This is a genomic window from Kineococcus gypseus, from assembly GCF_050871305.1.
GTDB classification, from domain to species: domain Bacteria; phylum Actinomycetota; class Actinomycetes; order Actinomycetales; family Kineococcaceae; genus Kineococcus; species Kineococcus gypseus.
Map to the genome: position 1 here is coordinate 24,187 of NZ_JBJLRD010000038.1, position 18,396 is coordinate 42,582.

Annotated in this window: 18 protein-coding genes; 7 read left to right on the forward strand and 11 right to left on the reverse strand. The window is 76.1% G+C overall.

The window, feature by feature from the left end; all coding sequences use genetic code 11:
• The first annotated feature begins 231 nt into the window (after nucleotides 1-231).
• From ACRYMN_RS14445 to ACRYMN_RS14455, 3 genes are all read left to right on the forward strand, one after another.
• Nucleotides 232-336, forward strand: a complete 105-nt coding sequence (locus ACRYMN_RS14445) for a putative leader peptide (RefSeq protein WP_432496396.1) — start codon at nucleotides 232-234, stop codon at nucleotides 334-336.
• Nucleotides 337-476: 140 nt separating this feature from the next.
• On the forward strand, nucleotides 477-1,403 hold the full coding sequence (locus ACRYMN_RS14450) for a sulfite exporter TauE/SafE family protein (RefSeq protein WP_432496399.1): 927 nt from the start codon (nucleotides 477-479) through the stop codon (nucleotides 1,401-1,403).
• Nucleotides 1,404-1,533: 130 nt separating this feature from the next.
• Entirely contained in the window at nucleotides 1,534-3,066 is a 1,533-nt protein-coding gene (locus ACRYMN_RS14455; RefSeq protein ID WP_432496402.1) for a hypothetical protein, read from the forward strand.
• Between the two features lie 118 nt (nucleotides 3,067-3,184).
• Here the strand turns inward: ACRYMN_RS14455 and pyrF are convergent, their stop codons facing one another.
• From pyrF to pyrR, 7 genes are read right to left on the reverse strand one after another with little or no spacing between them, the layout of a single operon-like run.
• Nucleotides 3,185-4,045 (reverse strand): orotidine-5'-phosphate decarboxylase, encoded by an 861-nt coding sequence (gene pyrF / locus ACRYMN_RS14460; RefSeq protein ID WP_432496445.1) that lies wholly within the window; start codon nucleotides 4,043-4,045, stop codon nucleotides 3,185-3,187.
• Nucleotides 4,046-4,050: 5 nt separating this feature from the next.
• Nucleotides 4,051-7,356, reverse strand: a complete 3,306-nt coding sequence (gene carB, locus ACRYMN_RS14465; RefSeq protein WP_432496404.1) for a carbamoyl-phosphate synthase large subunit — start codon at nucleotides 7,354-7,356, stop codon at nucleotides 4,051-4,053.
• The gene (gene carA / locus ACRYMN_RS14470) at nucleotides 7,356-8,567 is read right to left on the reverse strand and encodes a glutamine-hydrolyzing carbamoyl-phosphate synthase small subunit (RefSeq protein WP_432496406.1); all 1,212 of its coding nucleotides are present in this window, start codon (nucleotides 8,565-8,567) and stop codon (nucleotides 7,356-7,358) included. Before carA ends, carB begins: the two co-directional genes overlap by 1 nt.
• On the reverse strand, nucleotides 8,564-9,106 hold the full coding sequence (locus tag ACRYMN_RS14475; RefSeq protein WP_432496409.1) for a PH-like domain-containing protein: 543 nt from the start codon (nucleotides 9,104-9,106) through the stop codon (nucleotides 8,564-8,566). Before ACRYMN_RS14475 ends, carA begins: the two co-directional genes overlap by 4 nt.
• Nucleotides 9,103-10,440, reverse strand: coding sequence for a dihydroorotase (locus tag ACRYMN_RS14480; RefSeq protein ID WP_432496411.1), 1,338 nt, complete (start codon nucleotides 10,438-10,440; stop codon nucleotides 9,103-9,105). The genes ACRYMN_RS14475 and ACRYMN_RS14480 overlap by 4 nt, the downstream gene beginning before the upstream one ends.
• Nucleotides 10,437-11,429, reverse strand: a complete 993-nt coding sequence (locus ACRYMN_RS14485) for an aspartate carbamoyltransferase catalytic subunit (protein ID WP_432496414.1) — start codon at nucleotides 11,427-11,429, stop codon at nucleotides 10,437-10,439. Before ACRYMN_RS14485 ends, ACRYMN_RS14480 begins: the two co-directional genes overlap by 4 nt.
• Nucleotides 11,429-11,980 (reverse strand): bifunctional pyr operon transcriptional regulator/uracil phosphoribosyltransferase PyrR, encoded by a 552-nt coding sequence (gene pyrR, locus ACRYMN_RS14490; RefSeq protein WP_432496417.1) that lies wholly within the window; start codon nucleotides 11,978-11,980, stop codon nucleotides 11,429-11,431. Before pyrR ends, ACRYMN_RS14485 begins: the two co-directional genes overlap by 1 nt.
• Nucleotides 11,981-12,246: 266 nt before the next feature.
• Here pyrR and bldD point away from each other — a divergent pair, with 266 nt between their 5' ends.
• Complete coding sequence (gene bldD / locus ACRYMN_RS14495; RefSeq protein WP_166609695.1) at nucleotides 12,247-12,741, forward strand: transcriptional regulator BldD; 495 nt, start codon at nucleotides 12,247-12,249, stop codon at nucleotides 12,739-12,741.
• A 92-nt stretch (nucleotides 12,742-12,833) separates the two neighbouring features.
• Here bldD and nusB read toward each other — a convergent pair whose 3' ends face one another.
• Nucleotides 12,834-13,244, reverse strand: coding sequence for a transcription antitermination factor NusB (nusB, locus tag ACRYMN_RS14500; RefSeq protein WP_432496419.1), 411 nt, complete (start codon nucleotides 13,242-13,244; stop codon nucleotides 12,834-12,836).
• A 1-nt stretch (nucleotide 13,245) separates the two neighbouring features.
• Nucleotides 13,246-13,806, reverse strand: coding sequence for an elongation factor P (gene efp / locus ACRYMN_RS14505; RefSeq protein ID WP_432496422.1), 561 nt, complete (start codon nucleotides 13,804-13,806; stop codon nucleotides 13,246-13,248).
• A 155-nt stretch (nucleotides 13,807-13,961) separates the two neighbouring features.
• Here efp and ACRYMN_RS14510 point away from each other — a divergent pair, with 155 nt between their 5' ends.
• A complete protein-coding gene (locus ACRYMN_RS14510; protein WP_432496425.1) occupies nucleotides 13,962-15,110 on the forward strand; it encodes a hypothetical protein in 1,149 nt (382 codons plus the stop codon).
• The gene (locus ACRYMN_RS14515; RefSeq protein WP_432496428.1) at nucleotides 15,104-16,273 is read left to right on the forward strand and encodes a hypothetical protein; all 1,170 of its coding nucleotides are present in this window, start codon (nucleotides 15,104-15,106) and stop codon (nucleotides 16,271-16,273) included. The genes ACRYMN_RS14510 and ACRYMN_RS14515 overlap by 7 nt, the downstream gene beginning before the upstream one ends.
• On the opposite strand, the gene aroB is transcribed toward ACRYMN_RS14515, so the two are convergent.
• Both aroB and ACRYMN_RS14525 read right to left on the reverse strand, forming a co-directional pair.
• Nucleotides 16,260-17,369, reverse strand: coding sequence for a 3-dehydroquinate synthase (gene aroB, locus ACRYMN_RS14520; RefSeq protein WP_432496430.1), 1,110 nt, complete (start codon nucleotides 17,367-17,369; stop codon nucleotides 16,260-16,262). The two genes, ACRYMN_RS14515 and aroB, sit on opposite strands and share 14 nt — an antisense overlap.
• Nucleotides 17,366-17,881, reverse strand: coding sequence for a shikimate kinase (locus ACRYMN_RS14525; RefSeq protein ID WP_432496432.1), 516 nt, complete (start codon nucleotides 17,879-17,881; stop codon nucleotides 17,366-17,368). The genes aroB and ACRYMN_RS14525 overlap by 4 nt, the downstream gene beginning before the upstream one ends.
• A 207-nt stretch (nucleotides 17,882-18,088) precedes the next feature.
• Between ACRYMN_RS14525 and ACRYMN_RS14530 the strand changes: the two genes are divergently transcribed.
• Complete coding sequence (locus tag ACRYMN_RS14530) at nucleotides 18,089-18,295, forward strand: hypothetical protein (RefSeq protein WP_432496434.1); 207 nt, start codon at nucleotides 18,089-18,091, stop codon at nucleotides 18,293-18,295.
• Nucleotides 18,296-18,396 lie beyond the last annotated feature (101 nt).

An 18,396-nucleotide genomic window follows, 5' to 3' on the forward strand; every position in this document is an offset into this window, starting at 1 on the left:
CGGGAACCCCGCCGCGAACGCCCCTCAGGAACTCCCCGTGCGAGCTCCCGAGCGGGAAACCCTCCAGGAGCTCAGCGGGTCCACCTCCGCGGGGACCCGCGGCGCCGCGGGGCCCGGCACCTCCCGGTCGGCGCGGTGGTCGGCGCGGTGGTCGGCGACGCGTCGGCGGAGACCGGCGTGGCGTCGACGAGGTGTTGACAAGGTGGACGGGGCTGGGCAGTCTCAGGTCCCATGCGCACGGGCGGGCTCCGGCACGGAGTGCTCCTCGTCGCTCGCACGCACGTCGACCTGCGACGCTGTGCGAGCGCGATCTGTTGCGCCGACGCGACCCGCTGACGGCCCTCCCCCCGCGGCCGCCGTCCGCCCCCCGGTCCTGAGCGCGCCCCCGGTCCCCCCGGGTGGTGCCCGGACCCCTCCTCGTCGATCGGCCCCCGCCCGCGCGCTCGTGCGGGCCCCTCGTCGGAAGGCCCCACCCCGTGCGCACCCTCATCGTCCTGGCCGTCGTGGGCCTGTTCGCCCAGCTCGTGGACGGCAGCCTCGGCATGGCCTACGGCGTCACGTCCAGCACGCTGCTGCTGGCCGCGGGCACGAACCCCGCGGCGGCCTCGGCCACCGTCCACCTCGCGGAGATCGGGACGACCTTCGTCTCCGGCGTCTCGCACTGGAAGTTCGGCAACGTCGACTGGAAGGTCGTCGCCCGCATCGGGATCCCCGGTGCGGTGGGCGCCTTCCTGGGCGCCACGGTGCTCTCCAGCCTCTCCACGGAGGTGGCCGCGCCGGTCATGTCCCTGATCCTGCTGGTGCTGGGCGTGTACGTCCTGGTGCGCTTCACCGCCTTCGGCCTGCCCGTCGGTCGGCTGGGCCGGCCGCTGCGCAAGAGGTTCCTGGGACCGCTCGGCCTCGTCGGCGGTTTCGTCGACGCCACCGGCGGCGGGGGCTGGGGACCCGTGGGCACCCCGGCGATCCTGGCCAGCGGGCGGCTCGAACCGCGCAAGACCATCGGTTCGATCGACACCTCGGAGTTCCTCGTGGCCCTGGCCGCCAGCCTGGGGTTCCTCCTCGGCCTGGGGACGCAGGGCGTGAACGCGAGCTGGGCCGCGGCGCTGCTCGTCGGCGGCGTGATCGCCGCGCCGATCGCCGCGTGGCTGGTGCGGCACCTGCCCCCGCGGGTGCTGGGCTCGGCCGTCGGCGGCCTGATCGTCCTGACGAACACCCGCACCCTGGTGCGCAGCGACTGGATCGACCAGGGCGAGAACCCCGCGCGCTTCGCCGTCTACGCGGTGATCGCGCTGGCGTGGGCGGCCGCGGTGGCGTACTCGCTGCGGCAGCACCGCAAGGCGCCCACCGACGTCCACAACGACGCCCGGCGCGCGGCGAGCGTGGCCGTCGGCGAGCCGGCCTGACGGGCACCGCCCCGCGGCCCTCCGACCCCCGCCGTCTCCCGGGCACCCCCTTGCGCTGCGCGGGCGGGTGACCGACCGTGGGTGCCGCCGCGCCAGGGACGGCCGGACGAGGCGGAGGGAGCAGCCAGCGATGGGCCCGCAGCACCCGAGCCACCCGTACCTGTCCCCGCCGCTGCTGCGGGAGCTGGCCGGGCGGTGGGAGGCCCGGCGCGCGGCCGAGCAGGGCGGCGCGCCCGTGGACCCGGCCGACCCGCGGCGGCTGGTCGAGGTGGCTACGCGGGCCGCCGACCGGCGCACCAGCCGCCTCGACGACGTCCTCCCGCCCCTGCCGGGCTCGTACGTGCGCGCCCGCCTGCCGCTGCTCGAGCAGCGCGTGGCGGTGCTGCGGCACCTGCACGACGACGCCGGCGGCCACCCCGTCGTCGGCTACCTCGGGTGCGTGGCCACCGCGCGCGGGCCCGTGTGCCTGGCCATGGTCGGCTCCACCCACCACCGCGCGGGCGGCGACGACCTGCCGGTGGGCGCGGGCACCAGCACCGCGTGGAGCGCCCTGTACGACCTCGTCGAGCAGGTGGTCAGCGACCGCCCCGGCACCCGGGTCGACCCCGCCGCCGCCGAGCGCAGCCGCCAGGACGCCGCGCACCACCCGCGCGGCTACGCCGAGGCGGCCCTGGCGGCCTTCCAGGCCTCGCGCTTCACCGGCCCGCGCACGGACGCGGACGTCCTGCTGCGCGTGCACCTGGCGCAGGAGGACGTGACCGTGCCGGTCACGGACGCCCTGGGCCGCCACGGCTACCAGCGCCTGCACCGGGTGGTCATCGGCACGCCCGTGTGGATCGGCGCACCCGGCGCCACGGGCGCGAGGGGGCAGGTGCGGGCGCCGGTGGCGACGGGCGCCGCGGACCCGGCGCCGGGGGCCGCGCCGGGCGACCTCCGGCGGGCCTGCGACGAGGAGGCGTGGCGCCTGAGCCGCGAACTGCTCGCCGCCCCCGCCCCGGCGCGGGTGACGGCCGAGCGCACCGCCCCGCCGGTGCTCGCCCCGGACGCCTCGACGCCGCGGGCGTTCGCGGAGGTCGCCGCCTGGTACGCCGAGCGCGCCGAGCGCCACGGCCGCCGCCCCGTCACGGCGCTGCGCCCGGAGCGGGCGGCACCGGCGCGGTGGCGGCGCGCGGCGCGGCGGGGCACCGCGACCGCGCCCCGCTCGGCGGAGCGGGCGGCGGGGTGGCGCCCGTTCGCCACCGGTCACCTGCTCGCCCTGCCCCCCGCGCCCGGGGACCGGCCGGCGCGCACGGGGCCGGCCCCGGTGCCCGGCCAGCGCCGCGACCCGGACCTGCGCGAGCCGGACCTGCGCGAGCCGGACCTGCGGGGCCTGCCGGCCTGCTACCTCGTGTGCGCCGACGGCGCGGTCCACCCGGTCGACTACGCGTCGTTCCACGGGCCCGAGGCCGACCGCCTGACCCAGGAGTGGCACTGGCACGAGGAGGACCCCGTGCCGGACGACGCCGACCGCACCGTGCGGCTCGCGCGGGGCGCCGACCCCGGTGCCGACCCGTTCGCCGACCCGGTGCCCCTGGCGCCCGACGCGGCCGTCGTGGAGGCGGCCCTGCTGCAGGCGGCCCTGTGGGCGGCCGGGGCCATCACGCCCGACGCGCGCACCGGTTGATCGTCCGCTCCGCTCGCCGGTCCGGCGAGCGCACTGGCCGCGGTAACCGGAAGTTACGAACGAACGAGGCGGTGCGCCAGGGAGCGGTCCTCGCGGTTCGGGACCCCGCCCCGGGCGCTCAGCCGGCGGTGAGCGCGGAGCGCACCGCGTCGGCGGTGCGCCGGGCCGCCGCGCGCAGGGCGGACGGGTCCGGCCCGGCGGCCAGCACCTCGCGCGAGCTGGCGGCGAGCACGGCGCCGCGCGCGGCGCCGAAGACGGTGCGCAGGTCCTCGGCGGTGGCACCCTGCGCCCCCACCCCCGGCGCCAGCAGCCAGCCGTTGACGGCGGCCAGGTCGATGCCGAGCTCGCCGACGGCGCCGCCGACGGTGGCGCCGACGACGAGGCCCACGTCGCCCACCGGCTGCGCGCCGGCGTTCTCCGCGGCCGCGGCCTCGGCGACCGCGCGCGCCACCGCGCGCCCGTCGGCGTCGCGCGCGTGCTGCACGCCGGCCCCCTCCGGGTTGGACGTCAGCGCCAGGACGAACACCCCTCGCCCGTGCTCGGCGGCGACGTCGAGCAGCGGGCGCAGCGAGCCGAAGCCCAGGTACGGCGAGGCGGTGACGGCGTCGCCGGCCAGCGGGGAGTCGCCGGCGAAGGCGTCGGCGTAGGCGGCCATGGTGGAGCCGACGTCGCCGCGCTTGGCGTCGACGACGGTGAGCACGCCGGCGTCGCGGGCGTCGGCCAGGACGCGCTCGAGCACGGCCAGCCCGCGCGAGCCGTGCCGCTCGAAGAACGCCGCCTGCGGCTTCAGGGCCGCGACGTGCCCGGCGAGGGCGTCGACGACGGTGCGCGAGAAGCGCTCCAGGCCGGCGATGTCGTCGCCCAGGCCCCACGCCGCCAGCAGGGCGGGGTGCGCGTCGATGCCCGCGCACAGCGGGCCGTGCGCGGCGACGGCCGCGGCCAGGCGCGCGCCGAAGCGCTCCCCCGCCGCGGCCGGCACCGCGCTCACGCCCGGAAGCCGTCCCAGGCGGCGGCCAGGGCCGCGGCGTGCTCCTGCAGCGGCGCGACGCTCGTGCCGTGCCCGGCGCGCAGCGCCTCGATGGCCTGCACCGCGGCGGCCAGCTCCTGCACCGTGGTGATGATCGGGGCGCCGACGGCGGTGGAGGCGGCGCGAATCTCGTAGCCGTCGGCGCGGGCCTTGTCCCCCGAGGGGGTGTTCACGACCATCGCGACCTGCCCGGCGCCGATCTGCCCGACGATCGTCAGCTCGCCGCCCTCGCCGGTGCCCTCGGAGTGCTTGCGCACCACGGTGGAGGCGATGCCGTTGCGGCGCAGCACGTCCGCGGTGCCCTCGGTGGCCAGCAGGGTGAAACCGAGGTCGGCCAGGCGCTTGACGGGGAAGACCATCGCGCGCTTGTCGCGGTCGGCCACGGAGATGAAGACCGTGCCGGTGGTGGGCAGGCCGCCGTAGGCGGCGGTCTGCGCCTTGCCGAACGCCGTGGGGAAGTCCGCGTCGATGCCCATCACCTCGCCGGTGGAGCGCATCTCCGGGCCCAGCAGGGAGTCCACGACGTCGCCGCGCGCGGTGCGGAAGCGCGCGAACGGCAGGACGGCCTCCTTCACCGACACCGGCGAGGACGGCGGCAGGACGCCGCCGTCGCCGCGGGCGGGCAGCAGCCCCTCGGCGCGCAGCTCGCGCACGGTGGTGCCGGCCATCAGGCGCGCGGCGGCCTTGGCCAGCGGCACGCCGGTGGCCTTGGAGACGAACGGCACGGTGCGCGAGGCGCGCGGGTTGGCCTCGAGGACGTAGAGCACCCCGGCGGCCAGGGCGAACTGCACGTTGAGCAGGCCGCGCACGCCCACGCCGCGGGCGATGGCCTCGGTGGCGCGGCGCACCCGCTCCAGCTCCGAGCGCCCCAGCGTGGCCGGGGGGATCACGCACGCGGAGTCGCCGGAGTGGATGCCGGCCTCCTCGATGTGCTCCATGATCCCGCCGAGGTACATCTCCTCGCCGTCGAAGAGGGCGTCGACGTCGATCTCGACGGCGTCGTCGAGGAAGCGGTCCACCAGCACCGGGCGCTCCGGGGAGACCTCGGTGGCGGTGGCCATGTACTCCTCGAGCGAGGCCTCGTCGTAGACGATCTGCATGCCGCGACCACCGAGGACGTAGCTGGGGCGCACCAGCACCGGGTAGCCGATGCCGGCGGCGATGGCGCGCGCCTCGGGGAAGGAGGAGGCGGTGCCGTGCTTGGGGGCGAGCAGCCCGGCGCGCTCGAGGACGCGGCCGAAGGCGCCGCGCTCCTCGGCCAGGTCGATCGCGGCCGGGGAGGTGCCGATGACCGGCACGCCGGCCTCCTCCAGCTTCGCCGCCAGGCCCAGCGGGGTCTGCCCGCCGAGCTGGACGATGACGCCGGCCACCGGGCCGCAGCGCGTCTCGGCGTGCACGACCTCCAGCACGTCCTCCAGGGTCAGCGGCTCGAAGTACAGCCGGTCGGAGGTGTCGTAGTCGGTGGAGACCGTCTCGGGGTTGCAGTTGACCATGACGGTCTCGAACCCGGCCTCGCGCAGCGCGAAGCTGGCGTGCACGCACGAGTAGTCGAACTCCACGCCCTGCCCGATGCGGTTGGGCCCGGAGCCGAGGATGACGATGGCGGGCCGCTCGCGCGGGCGGGTCTCGTCCTCCTCGTCGTAGCTGGAGTAGTGGTACGGGGTGGCCGCGGCGAACTCGGCGGCGCAGGTGTCGACGGTCTTGTAGACCGGGCGGATGCCCAGGGCGTGGCGCACCCCGCGCACGACGGCCTCGTCCATGTGCCGCAGCTCGCCGATCTGGGCGTCGGAGAACCCGTGGCGCTTGGCGTGGCGCAGCAGGTCGGCGGTCAGCTCGTCGGCCTCGCGCACCTCCACGGCGATCTCGTCGAGCAGGAAGAGCTGGTCGAGGAACCACGGGTCGATGCGGGTCGCCTCGAAGAGCTCCTCGGGGCTGGCGCCGGCGCGCACGGCGCGCATGACCAGCCCGATGCGCTCGTCGGTGGGCTGGCGCACGCGCTGCAGCAGGTCGCGCAGGTCGCCGGGGTCGCCGGCCCAGGTGAAGGGGGCGCCGCGCTTCTCGGTGCTGCGCAGCGCCTTCTGCAGCGCCTCGGTGAAGTTGCGGCCCATCGCCATGGCCTCGCCGACGCTCTTCATCGTCGTGGTCAGCGTGGGGTCGGCGGCGGGGAACTTCTCGAACGCGAAGCGCGGGACCTTGACGACGACGTAGTCCAGCGTCGGCTCGAAGCTGGCCGGGGTGGAGCGGGTGATGTCGTTGGGGATCTCGTCGAGGGTGTAGCCCACGGCCAGGCGCGCGGCGATCTTCGCGATGGGGAACCCGGTGGCCTTCGACGCCAGCGCCGAGGAGCGTGAGACGCGCGGGTTCATCTCGATGACGATGATGCGCCCGTCGGCGGGGTTGACGGCGAACTGGATGTTGCAGCCGCCGGTGTCGACGCCGACCTCGCGGATGACGGCGATGCCGATGTCGCGCATGCGCTGGTACTCGCGGTCGGTCAGCGTCATCGCCGGGGCCACCGTGATGGAGTCGCCGGTGTGCACGCCCATCGGGTCGAAGTTCTCGATGGAGCAGACGACCACGACGTTGTCGGCGCGGTCGCGCATGAGCTCGAGCTCGTACTCCTTCCAGCCGAGGATGGACTCCTCCAGGAGCACCTCGGTGACCGGCGAGTGGTGCAGGCCCTGCCCGGCGATGCGGCGCAGGTCCTCCTCGTCGTAGGCGAAGCCCGAGCCCAGGCCGCCCATGGTGAAGCTGGGGCGCACCACGACGGGGTAGCCGAGGTCGCCGGCGGCGGCGAGGACCTCGTCCATGGAGTGGCACAGGTGGCTGCGCGCGCTCTCGGCGCCGCAGCGCTCGACGACGCCCTTGAACAGCAGCCGGTCCTCGCCGAGCTTGATGGCGTCGACGTCGGCGCCGATGAGCTCCACGCCGTGCTCCTCGAGGACCCCGGACTCGAACAGGGCGATCGCGGTGTTCAGCGCGGTCTGCCCGCCCAGGGTGGCCAGCAGCGCGTCCGGCTTCTCGCGGGCGATGATCGCCTCGACGGCGGCGGGGGTGATGGGCTCGACGTAGGTGGCGTCGGCCACCTCCGGGTCCGTCATGATCGTCGCGGGGTTGGAGTTCACCAGCACCACGCGCAGGCCCTCGGCCTTGAGCACCCGGCACGCCTGGGTGCCGGAGTAGTCGAACTCCGCGGCCTGGCCGATGACGATCGGCCCGGAGCCGATGACGAGGACCGAGGAGATGTCGGTGCGGCGGGGCATCAGGCGTCCTTCTCGGTGGTGTCGGCGACGCCCGTGTCGTCCACGAGCCGCGCGGCGGGGGTGCCCTCCATGAGGGCGAGGAAGCGGTCGAAGAGGTAGGAGGCGTCGTGCGGGCCGGCGGCGGCCTCGGGGTGGTACTGCACGCTGAACGCCGGGGCGTCCAGGCAGCGCAGGCCCTCGACGACGTCGTCGTTCAGGCACACGTGGCTGACCTCGGCGCGCCCGTACGGGGTCGAGCGGACCTCGCCGGCGCGCCCCTCGACGGCGAAGCCGTGGTTGTGGGCGGTGACCTCCACCTTGCGGGTGGCCAGGTCCATCACCGGCTGGTTGATGCCGCGGTGGCCGTACTTGAGCTTGTACGTGCCGAAGCCGAGGGCGCGGCCGAGCAGCTGGTTGCCGTAGCAGATGCCGAAGAAGGGGATGCGCCGCTCCAGCACCCCCTGCAGGACCTCGATCTCGTGGGTGGCCGCAGCCGGGTCCCCGGGGCCGTTGGAGAAGAACACCCCGTCGGGGGCAGTGCCGCCCGGGCCGGAGGTGAGCACCTGCTCCAGCGAGGCGGTGGAGGGCAGCACGGTGACCTCCACGCCGCGCTCGGCCAGGCGCTGCGGCGTCATCGACTTGATGCCCAGGTCCACCGCGGCGACGCTGAAGCGCCGCTCGCCGGCGGCCGGCACCACGTAGGGCTCGGGGGTGCTCACCAGCGAGGCGAGGTCGGTGCCGGTCATGCCCGGCGCCTCGCGCACGGCGGCCAGCAGCTGCTCGGCGGGGCGCTGCGCGGCCTCGCCGGAGAAGACGCCCACGCGCATCGCGCCGCGCTCGCGCAGGTGGCGGGTCAGGGCGCGGGTGTCCACGCCGGAGATGCCGACCACGCCCTGGGCGTCCAGCTCGGCGTCCAGGTCGCGCCGCGAGCGCCAGCTGGAGGGCACGCGGGCGGGGTCGCGCACCACGTAGCCGGCCACCCAGATGCGCGAGGACTCGTCGTCCTCGTCGTTCCAGCCGGTGTTGCCCACGTGCGGGGCCGTCATGACGACGACCTGGCGGTGGTAGCTGGGGTCGGTGAGCGTCTCCTGGTAGCCGGTCATCCCGGTGGAGAAGACCGCCTCGCCGACCGTCTCGCCCACGCGCCCGTAGGCGCGGCCGCGGAACGTGCGCCCGTCCTCGAGCACGAGCACCGCCGGCCCGCGCGCCCCCCGGGTGGTCGCCTCGCTCACTCCGCACCTCCGCTGTCGTCCGTACCGCTGTCGTCCGTACCGCTCGCCCGGCGCGTGGCGCGCACGAGCTCCTCCACCTGCTGGGCGAAGCGGGCCCCCTCGGCCGGGTGGCGCGGCTTGACGCCGGTGTCGACCACGCGGTCGCCCAGGCGCCAGCGCAGCACCACCAGGCCGTCGGGGCGGCCCACCCACTTGCCCACCATGCCGGGCCCGTGCCCGACGCCGACCACGTCGCGGGCCGGCACCACGAACGAGCGGGCCCCCTGGCGCAGGAAGCCCACCCCCTCGGGGACGAACCCCAGCAGCACCGCGCTGCGGGTGCCCAGGCCGTGCGCGGCGATGCGGTCCAGGGCGTTCTCCGCGTCCGTGGTGGACACGTACACGCCCTCGAGGGCGTCGTGCATGGCCTGCCAGTCGCTGGAGCCCACCGGTCGCGGCAGGGTGCGCTGGCGCAGCGCGCGACCGCGGTAGCCGGTGAACATCATGCGCCACAGCAGCAGCAGCGCCACGAGCAGCACCGCCGCCCAGACGAACCTCACGGCCGGCTCCCCTCCACGTCGCCCCCGGGCCCGCGCCCGCCCTCCCCCTCGACGAGGCGCCCGTCGCGCACCGTGGCGCGCCCGCGGGAGAAGGTGGCCACCACGCGCCCGGGCAGCTCGGTGCCGCGGAAAGGCGAGTTGCGCCCGGCGGTGGCCATCGCCGCCGGGTCCACCGTCCAGCGGGCGGCGGGGTCGACGAGGACGAGGTTCGCCTCGGCGCCGACGGCCAGCGCGCCGTGCCCGGCCAGGCGGCCGATGCGCGCGGGGGCGGTGGACATCCGGTCGGCCACCTCGGCCCAGGTGAGCAGGCCGGTGTCGACCATGGCGTGCTGCACGACCGACAGGGCGGTCTCCAGGCCCGTCATGCCCATCGCGGCGGCGGACCACTCGCAGTCCTTGGCCTCCACCGGGTGCGGGGCGTGGTCGGTGGCGACGACGTCGATGGTGCCGTCGGCCAGGCCCTCGCGCACCGCCTCCACGTCCGCCTGCGTGCGCAGCGGCGGGTTGACCTTGTAGACGGGGTCGTAGCCGCGCACCAGCTCGTCGGTCAGCAGCAGGTGGTGGGGGGTGACCTCGGCGGTGACCCGCACGCCGCGCGCCTTGGCCCAGCGCACGATCTCCACGGAGCCGGCGGTGGACAGGTGGCACACGTGCAGGCGGGAGCCGACGTGGTCGGCCAGCAGCACGTCGCGGGCGATGACCGCCTCCTCGGCGACGCTGGGCCAGCCGCGCAGGCCCAGCACGGAGGAGACGACGCCCTCGTTCATCTGCGCGCCCTCGGTCAGGCGCGGCTCCTGCGCGTGCTGGGCGATCACGCCGTCGAAGGCGCGCACGTACTCCAGCGCCCGGCGCATCAGGACGGCGTCGGCCACGCAGTGCCCGTCGTCGGAGAAGACGCGCACGGCGGCGGCGGAGTCGGCCATGGCGCCCAGCTCGGCCAGCTGCTGCCCGGCCAGGCCCACGGTGACGGCGCCGACGGGGCGCACCCGCACCCACCCGGCCTGCTCGCCCAGGCGCTGGACCTGCTCGACCACCCCGGCGGTGTCGGCCACGGGGTAGGTGTTGGCCATCGCGAAGACGGCCGTGTAGCCGCCCAGGGCCGCGGCGCGGGTGCCGGACTCGACGGTCTCGGCGTCCTCGCGGCCCGGCTCGCGCAGGTGGGTGTGCAGGTCCACCAGGCCCGGCAGGGCGATCAGGCCCGCGGCGTCGAGGACGTCGGCGCCCTCGGGGGCGCTCAGGCCCGCGCCGACCTCGGCGATCGCGCCGTCGCGCAGCAGCAGGTCGGCGACCTCCCCGCCGAGCACGCGCGCGCCGGTGACCAGGGTGGTGCTCACGTCTCGCTCCCGTCGGTCCGGCCGTCCGGCGCCTCGCCGGCCAGCAGCAGGTAGAGCACGGCCATGCGCACGGCCACGCCGTTGCCGACCTGCTCCACGATGGTGGAGCGGGCGCCGTCGGCGGCGTCGGCGGAGATCTCCAGCCCGCGGTTCATCGGGCCGGGGTGCATGACGATGGCGTGCTCGGGCAGCAGCGCGGTGCGGCGCCGGTCCAGGCCGTAGCGGCGGCTGTACTCGCGCGCGGAGGGGAAGAAGCCCCCGCCGCTGCCCGTCATCCGCTCGGCCTGCACCCGCAGCATCATCACCGCGTCGGGCGCGCCGTCGCTCAGCGCCGCGTCGAGGTCGTGGGAGACCGCGCACGGCCAGGTGCCCACGCCCACGGGCAGCAGGGTGGGCGGGGCCACGAGGGTGACGTGCGCGCCCAGGGTGTGCAGCAGCAGCACGTTCGAGCGCGCCACCCGCGAGTGCAGCACGTCGCCGACGACGGCCACGCGCACGCCGGTGAGGTCCTCGCCGGCGCCCCGCCCGCCCGGGCCCGGGCGCAGGTGCCGGCGCACGGTGTAGGCGTCCAGCAGCGCCTGGGTGGGGTGCTCGTGGGTGCCGTCGCCGGCGTTGACCACCGCCCCGCGCGTCCAGCCGGCGTGCGCCAGGCGGTGCGGGGCGCCGGAGGCGGGGTGGCGCACCACGACCGCGTCGGCGCCCATGGCCTCCAGGGTCAGCGCGGTGTCCTTCAGCGACTCGCCCTTGGACACGCTCGAGCCCTTGGCGGAGAAGTTGATCACGTCCGCGGACAGCCGCTTGGCGGCGGCCTCGAAGGAGGTGCGGGTGCGGGTGGAGTCCTCGAAGAAGAGGTTGACCACGGTGCGCCCGCGCAGCGTGGGCAGCTTCTTGATCTCGCGGCGCTGGGTGGCGGCCATCTGCTCGGCGACGTCGAGCACGTGCACGGCGCCGTCGCGGTCGAGGTCGGCGGCGGAGAGCAGGTGGCGCATCAGGACGCACCGCCCGGGGTGCTGATCTCCACCGCGTCGCGCCCGTCGTGCTCGGCGAGCAGGACGCTGACGCGCTCGGCGGAGGAGGTGGGCAGGTTCTTGCCGACGTGGTCGGCGCGGATGGGCAGCTCGCGGTGGCCGCGGTCGACGAGGACGGCCAGGCGCACGGCGCGCGGGCGGCCCAGGTCGTTCAGGGCGTCCAGCGCGGCGCGCACGGTGCGCCCGGAGTACAGGACGTCGTCCACCAGCACCACGACCCTGTCGTCGACGCCGCCGGCGGGCAGCTCGGTGGGCAGCAGGCCCCGGGTGGGGTGCCGGCGCAGGTCGTCGCGGTACATGGTCACGTCCAGGGAGCCCACGGGCACCTGCGCGCCCTCGACCTGCGCGATGCGCGCGGCCAGCCGCCGCGCCAGCGGCACCCCGCGGGTGGGGATGCCCAGCAGGACCAGGTCGCCGGGGCCCTTGTTGGCCTCCAGCAGCTCGTGGGCGATGCGCGTCAGCGCCCTGGAGACGTCGGCCCCCTCGAGGAGCACGCGCCGGGCAGCGGTCACCACCGACCTCCTTCCCCGCCTCACGGGACGGATCCTTAAAGGACGTCTGGGGCGGCCCGGTGCACCGGGCCGCGGTCGTCGCCACCCTACAGGGGGCCGGTGGTGCCCGTGCGGGGCGCTCCCACCTCGCGATCACTGTCGTTGTGAGATCAAGCGCTCACATGGAGTAACAGGTCGAGTGCCGGGAGGGTGGAAATACCCCGTCGGGACGCTGCCCACGGGGGGTCGGCTTGACGAAGGTCTTCACGCTCCGTGACGATTCTGGCATGGCATCGGACTACTCCCGCGCACTCGGATCGCGCCTTCGCGCCATCCGTACCCAACAGGGGCTGTCCCTGCACGGCGTCGAAGAGAAGTCCGAGGGACGGTGGAAGGCCGTCGTCGTCGGCTCCTACGAGCGCGGCGACCGTGCGGTGACCGTCCAGCGGCTGGCTGAGCTGGCCGACTTCTACGGGGTCCCGGTCTCGGCCCTGCTCCCCGAAGGCGCCCCGCAGGGCAGCACCGAGCCGCCGGCGCGGCTCGTGCTCGACCTCGAGCGCCTGCAGGAGGTGCCCGCCGAGAAGGCCGGGCCCCTCGACCGCTACGCGAAGACCATCCAGTCCCAGCGCGGCGACTACAACGGCCGGGTGCTGAGCATCCGCGCCGACGACCTGCGCACCCTGGCCGTCATCTACGACGTGCCGGCCACCACCCTGTGCGACGAGTTCATCGCCTGGGGGGTGCTCAACCCCGACGCCCGCCGCGCCGTCGAGCACGGCTGAGCGGGCACGCACCGCACGCACGACGGCCCGGTCACCCCGCGGGGGGTGGCCGGGCCGTCGTGCGTGCGGCCGCCGTGGCGGCGCGGGGCGCCTCAGGCCGTGAGGGTCTCCTTCAGCTCCGCCACGCGCGCCAGCAGGCCGTTGACGAACTTCGGCGACTCGTCGGTGGACAGCTCCTGGCTCAGCGCCACGGCCTCGCTGATGGCGACGTGGTCGGGCACGTCGTCGGCGTGCAGGACCTCCCACACGCCCATGCGCAGCACGGCGCGGTCCACCGCGGGCATCCGGTCGACCGTCCAGCCCATGGAGTAGGTCGAGAGCACCTCGTCGATGCGCGCCAGCTCGGCGACCACGCCCTCGACGAGGGTGACGGCGTAGTCGCCGACCGGCGGGTCGGCCCGCAGGATGCGGTCCCTGAGCACCGACAGCGGCTCCAGGCCGCGCTGGTCGGCCTCGAAGAGGACCTCCAGGGCGCGGCGGCGGGCCTTGCGGCGGGCGGCCACGTCAGCTCACGCGGCCGAGGTAGTCCCCGGTGCGGGTGTCGACCTTGACCTTGGTGCCCTGCTCCAGGAAGAGCGGCACCTGGATCTCCGCGCCGGTCTCGACGGTGGCCGGCTTGGTGCCGCCGGTGGAGCGGTCGCCCTGCAGGCCCGGCTCGGTGTAGGTGATCTCCAGCACCACGGAGGTGGGCAGCTCCACGTACAGCGGGGTGCCCTCGTGGGTGGCGATGATCACCTCCTGGCTCTCCAGCATGTAGTTCGCGGCGTCGCCCACCGTGGCGGCCGCGACGGTGATCTGGTCGTACGTCGAGGAGTCCATGAAGACGAAGTCCTCGCCGTCCTTGTACAGGTACTGCATGTCGCGCTTGTCGACCGTCGCGGTGTCGACCTTGGTGCCGGCGTTGAAGGTGCGGTCGACGACCTTGCCGGAGAGCACGTTCTTCAGCTTGGTGCGGACGAAGGCGCCGCCCTTGCCGGGCTTGACGTGCTGGAACTCGACCACCGACCAGAGGTTGCCGTCGAGGTTCAGCACGGTGCCGTTCTTCAGGTCGTTCGTCGATGCCACGTCGTCTCTCAGTCCGTCTCGTCGTCCGTGCGCGTCCCGCGGGCCGGGACCGGGCGCGGGGGTGGTTGGCCCCATCGTACCGAGGACGGGGAGCGCCGGGCCGCCCGCGCGCCCCGGGGCCTACGGTCGGGTGCCGCACGTGCCGATCACTCCTCGTGCACCCCGCCCCGCGCTGGTCGCTGCCCGCGGCCCCACCGCCCCGGCTGGCCGCCGTGGCCCGGGCCCGCTCCGTCCTGCTCGCCGCCGCCGCGCTCGTGCCCGCGCTGGTGCACCTGCGCGACGGCGCCCTGCCCGGTGACTGGCCCTTCCTGGCCGGCGGCGTCGAGGTGCTGCTGGGCCGCTCGGGCACCGCGCCGCTGGACCTGTACGCGGCCTCGCCCGCCACCCAGATCGGCCCGCTGCCGCTGCTGGTGGCCGCCCCGCTGGTCCTGCTGCCCGCCCCGGTCGGCCCGGCCCTGCTGGTCGCCCTGCTGGCGCTGTGCCTGCCCGCGTGCTGCGCGCTCCTGGAGGGGAGCGCCCGTGCGGCGCTCGGCGACTCGCCGTGGGTGCCGTGCGCCACCCTGGCGGGCGGGCTGTTCGCCGCCGTCTACTGGTGGCGGGTGGCCGCGGAGTACGCCCACCCCGAGGACGTGCTGGTCGCCGTCGCCCTGTGCGCCGCGCTGCGGCACCTCGCGCACGGGCGCGCCGGCGCGGCAGCCGTGCTGCTGGGGCTGGCGGCGTCGGGCAAGCCGTGGGCGGTGGGGCTGGTGCCGCTGGCCGCGGCGGTGCCGGGCGGCGGTGCACCGCGGTGGCGCTGCGCCGCCGCGGCCGCGCTCGTCGCGCTCCTGCCCTGGCTGCCCTTCCTGCTCGGCTCGCCGGACACGCTGGGGGCGCTGGGCGGCTTCCGGGTGGACGTGTGGCACACCTCGCCGCTGGGGCTGCTGGGCGTGCCGGCCGGGCCGGTGCCCGGCTGGGTGCGCCCGGCGCAGTTCGCCGCCGCCGGGCTGACCTGCGCGCTGGCCGTCGCGCGCGGGCGCTGGGAGCTCGGCGCCGTCGGTGCGATCGCCGCGCGCCTGGCCCTGGAACCGCAGGCGTGGGACTACTACTTCGCCACGCTGGTGGTGGCCGCGCTGGCCGCGGACGTGCTGCGCCGCCGCCACCGCGGCCCGTGGCTGACGATCGCCGCGGTCGTCGTCCTGCACGACGCGCGCTGGCTGGCCGACGGCGTCGCGGTGGTCGCCGCCCTGCAGGCGCTGCCGCTGGTGGTGGTGCTCGCGCTGCTCGTGCCCGGCGGGAGCGGGCGGAGGGCGGTGGCGCCGTGCTGAGGCTGGCCGCGCGCCTGCTGCACCACCGGCACCTCGTCGTGGCGGGTGCGGCGCTGGCGGTGGTGCTGACGAACCTGGTGGTCTCCGGGGCCCCGGACGACTGGTGGTACTTCCAGGAGGCCGCGCGGGTGCTGGCCGGGCGCGACCCGCAGGTACACCCGTGGGAGTTCTACGCGGCGCACCCGGGCACGTGGATCGGTCCGCTGCCGCTGCTGGTGGCCACGCCCCTGGGGCTGCTGCCCGACGCGGTGGGCGGCTGCGCGGTCGCCGTGCTCAGCGGGCTCGCGCTGGGGGTGCTGACGCGCACCGCCGAGCGCTGCGCGCAGCTGCTGGGCGCCCCGGCCGGTGCGAGCCGGGTCGCGGTGCTCGTCGGCGGCTGCCTGGCCACGCCGGTGTGGACGGAGTTCTGCACGACCTACACCCACCCCGAGGACGTGGCCGTCGTGCTGCTGGGCGCCCTGGCGCTGCAGGCGCTGCTGGAGGGTCGGGCGGGCGCGTGCGGGGTCGCGCTGGGGCTGGCCGCGGGCGGCAAGCCGTGGGCGGTGGGCCTGCTGGTGCTGGTGCTGGCGCTGCCCACCCGGCGCGGGCGGCTGCGTGCCGCGCTGGCGGGCGCGCTCGCCGCGGGCCTGCCCTGGCTGCCCTTCGCGCTGGTGCCCGGCGCGCTCTCGGCCGTGGGATCCTCCACCGCGCGCGTCTTCGGCGGCACGCCGCTGGGGGTGGCCGGGTGGGCCGACGAGGTGTACCCCACCACGGCGCGGCTGACGCAGTTCACCTTCGCCCTGGTGCTCGTGCTGGCCGTGGGCGTGCTGCGACGGCGACCGGAGGCCGCGCTGTTCGCCTGCGTGGCCGCCCGGCTGCTGCTGGAGCCGCAGGTGCTGCACTACCACTGGGCCTCGCTGGCCGGTGCGGCCGTGCTGGTCGACGCCGCGGCGCGCCGTCGCGCACCGGTGCTCTCGCTGCTGGTGGCCGCCGCCTACCAGGGAAGCCGCACCGTCGGCGAGGAGTGGGCCCTGGCGGCCGCGCAAGTGGTGCCCTTCGCCGCGGTGCTCGTGCTGCTGCTGGCGCCGGGGCCGGCGGGCGCACCGGCGCCGACCGTGGCCGTCGTCCCCCACCCGCGCACCGGCCGGGTCGCCGGCCGGCGAGCGCGCCTCAGCCGGCGCTGATCTCCGCGTACGCCGCCTGCAGCAGGGCCGGGTCCGGGCCCTCCAGGCGCCCGGGGCGCCCGATGCCGTCGAGCACGACGAAGCGCAGCAGCGCCCCGCGGGACTTCTTGTCGCGCCGCATGGCCTCCAGCAGCTGCGGCCAGCGGTCCCCGCGGTACGTCACCGGCAGGCCCAGCGAGCTCAGCACGGCGCGGTGCCGCGCGGCGTCGGCGTCCGAGAGGCGCCCGGCCACCCGGGCCAGCTCGGCGACGTAGACGAGCCCGACGCTGACGGCGGCGCCGTGGCGCCACTGGTAGCGCTCGACCAGCTCGACGGCGTGGGCGAAGGTGTGCCCGTAGTTGAGGATCTCGCGCAGGTCGGACTCCTTGGGGTCCTCGCCCACCACGCGCGCCTTGACCGCGATCGCCCGCTCCATCAGCTCCGCCAGCACCGGCGAGCGCGGGTCGGTGGCCGCCTCGACGTCGGCCTCGACGAGCTCGAGGATGCGCTCGTCGGCGATGAAGCCGCACTTGACGACCTCGGCCATCCCGGCGCGCAGGTCGTTCGGCGGCAGGGTGTCCAGCGCGTCGAGGTCGCACAGCACCCCGGCCGGGGGGTGGAAGGAGCCCACGAGGTTCTTGCCCTCGGCGGTGTTGATGCCCGTCTTGCCGCCCACGGCGGCGTCGACCATCGCCAGCAGCGTGGTGGGCACCTGCACCACCCGCACCCCGCGCAGCCAGGTGGCCGCCACGAAGCCGGCCAGGTCGGTCACCGCTCCCCCGCCCACGCCGACGACGGCGTCGGAGCGGGTGAAGCCGGACTGGCCCAGCACCGTCCAGCAGAACGCCGCCACCTGCGCGGTCTTGGCCTCCTCGCCGTCGGGCACCTCCGCCAGCACCGCCTCCAGGCCCTGCGCGGCCAGGTCGTCGCGCACCGCCTCGCCGGTGGCGCGCAGCGCGCGCGGGTGCACCACGAGCACCTTGGCGACGCGCTCGCCGAGCAGGCCGCGCAGGCGCCCCAGCAGCCCGCGACCGACGAGCACGTCGTAGGGGGCCTCACCGGGCACGGTGATGCGGGTGGGCTCGCCGGTGACGCTCTCGGCGCCGGTCTTGCTCATCGGTCCTCCGGGTCGGGCTGGGTGGTGTCGCCGTCGAGGCGGGCCAGGACCTCGCGGGCGACCTCCTCGGCCGTGCGCCCGTCCGTGGCCACGCCGACGGTAGCGACCTCCTCGTACAGGCGCTGGCGGGCCGCGTGCAGCTCGGGCAGGTCCGGGCGGCGCAGCACCGGGCGGCCGGGGTCGTCGCCGGTGCGCGCACGGGCCTGCTCCAGGCCCACTCGCAGGTGCACCACGGTGTGCGCGCGCAGCCGCTCACGGGTGGCGGCGCGCCCGCAGGCGCCCCCGCCGAGGGAGACGACCGCCTCGCCGCCGGCGAGGACGTCGGCCACCGCGCGCTCCTCGAGGTCGCGGAAGGCCTCCTCGCCGTCGGTGGCGAAGACCTCGGCGACCGGCCGGCCGGCGCGCTGCTCGACCACGTGGTCGGTGTCGGTGAACGGCAGGTGCAGCTCGCCGGCGAGCAGGCCGCCGACGGTGGTCTTGCCCGCGCCCATGAAGCCGACGAGGACGATCACGGGCGCTCTCCTGCGGGTGGGCGGCGGGCTGGCCGCCCGATCCTAGGCCGCCTCCTCCGCGGCGCGTCCGGCACTCACCACCGCTGCTCCGAGCGGGTGGCGCTGCGTGCGCTCCCGGAGCAGGGGGCTCACGAGCGCGCGAGGGTGTCCACCGGCGGTGGGCCACCGGTGAGCCACCCGTGGGAGGCGGGAGACGGAGGGGTGGGCGTGGAGCAGGTCGAGCAGGAGGCGTTGGACGTCGTGACGACCAGCGTGGACGGCAGGCACCACGCGCGCCGGCGCGGTCACCGCGAGCTGGAGCCGGCTCCCTGGCTCGATGGCGCCGGGCACCGCGTCCTGGACCTGGCGCGCGACGGGCGTACGGCCCTGCTGCAGAGCAGCACGGTTAACAGACCGTTGCAGAAGTTGGTCTGAAGCTCTGGCGTGTCGCGCTGAGCCAGGCGCAGCCTGGATCGCATGGCCACCGACGCCTCTGTTCAGCCTCGTCAGCTGATCACCGACGAGCTGTGGGAGCT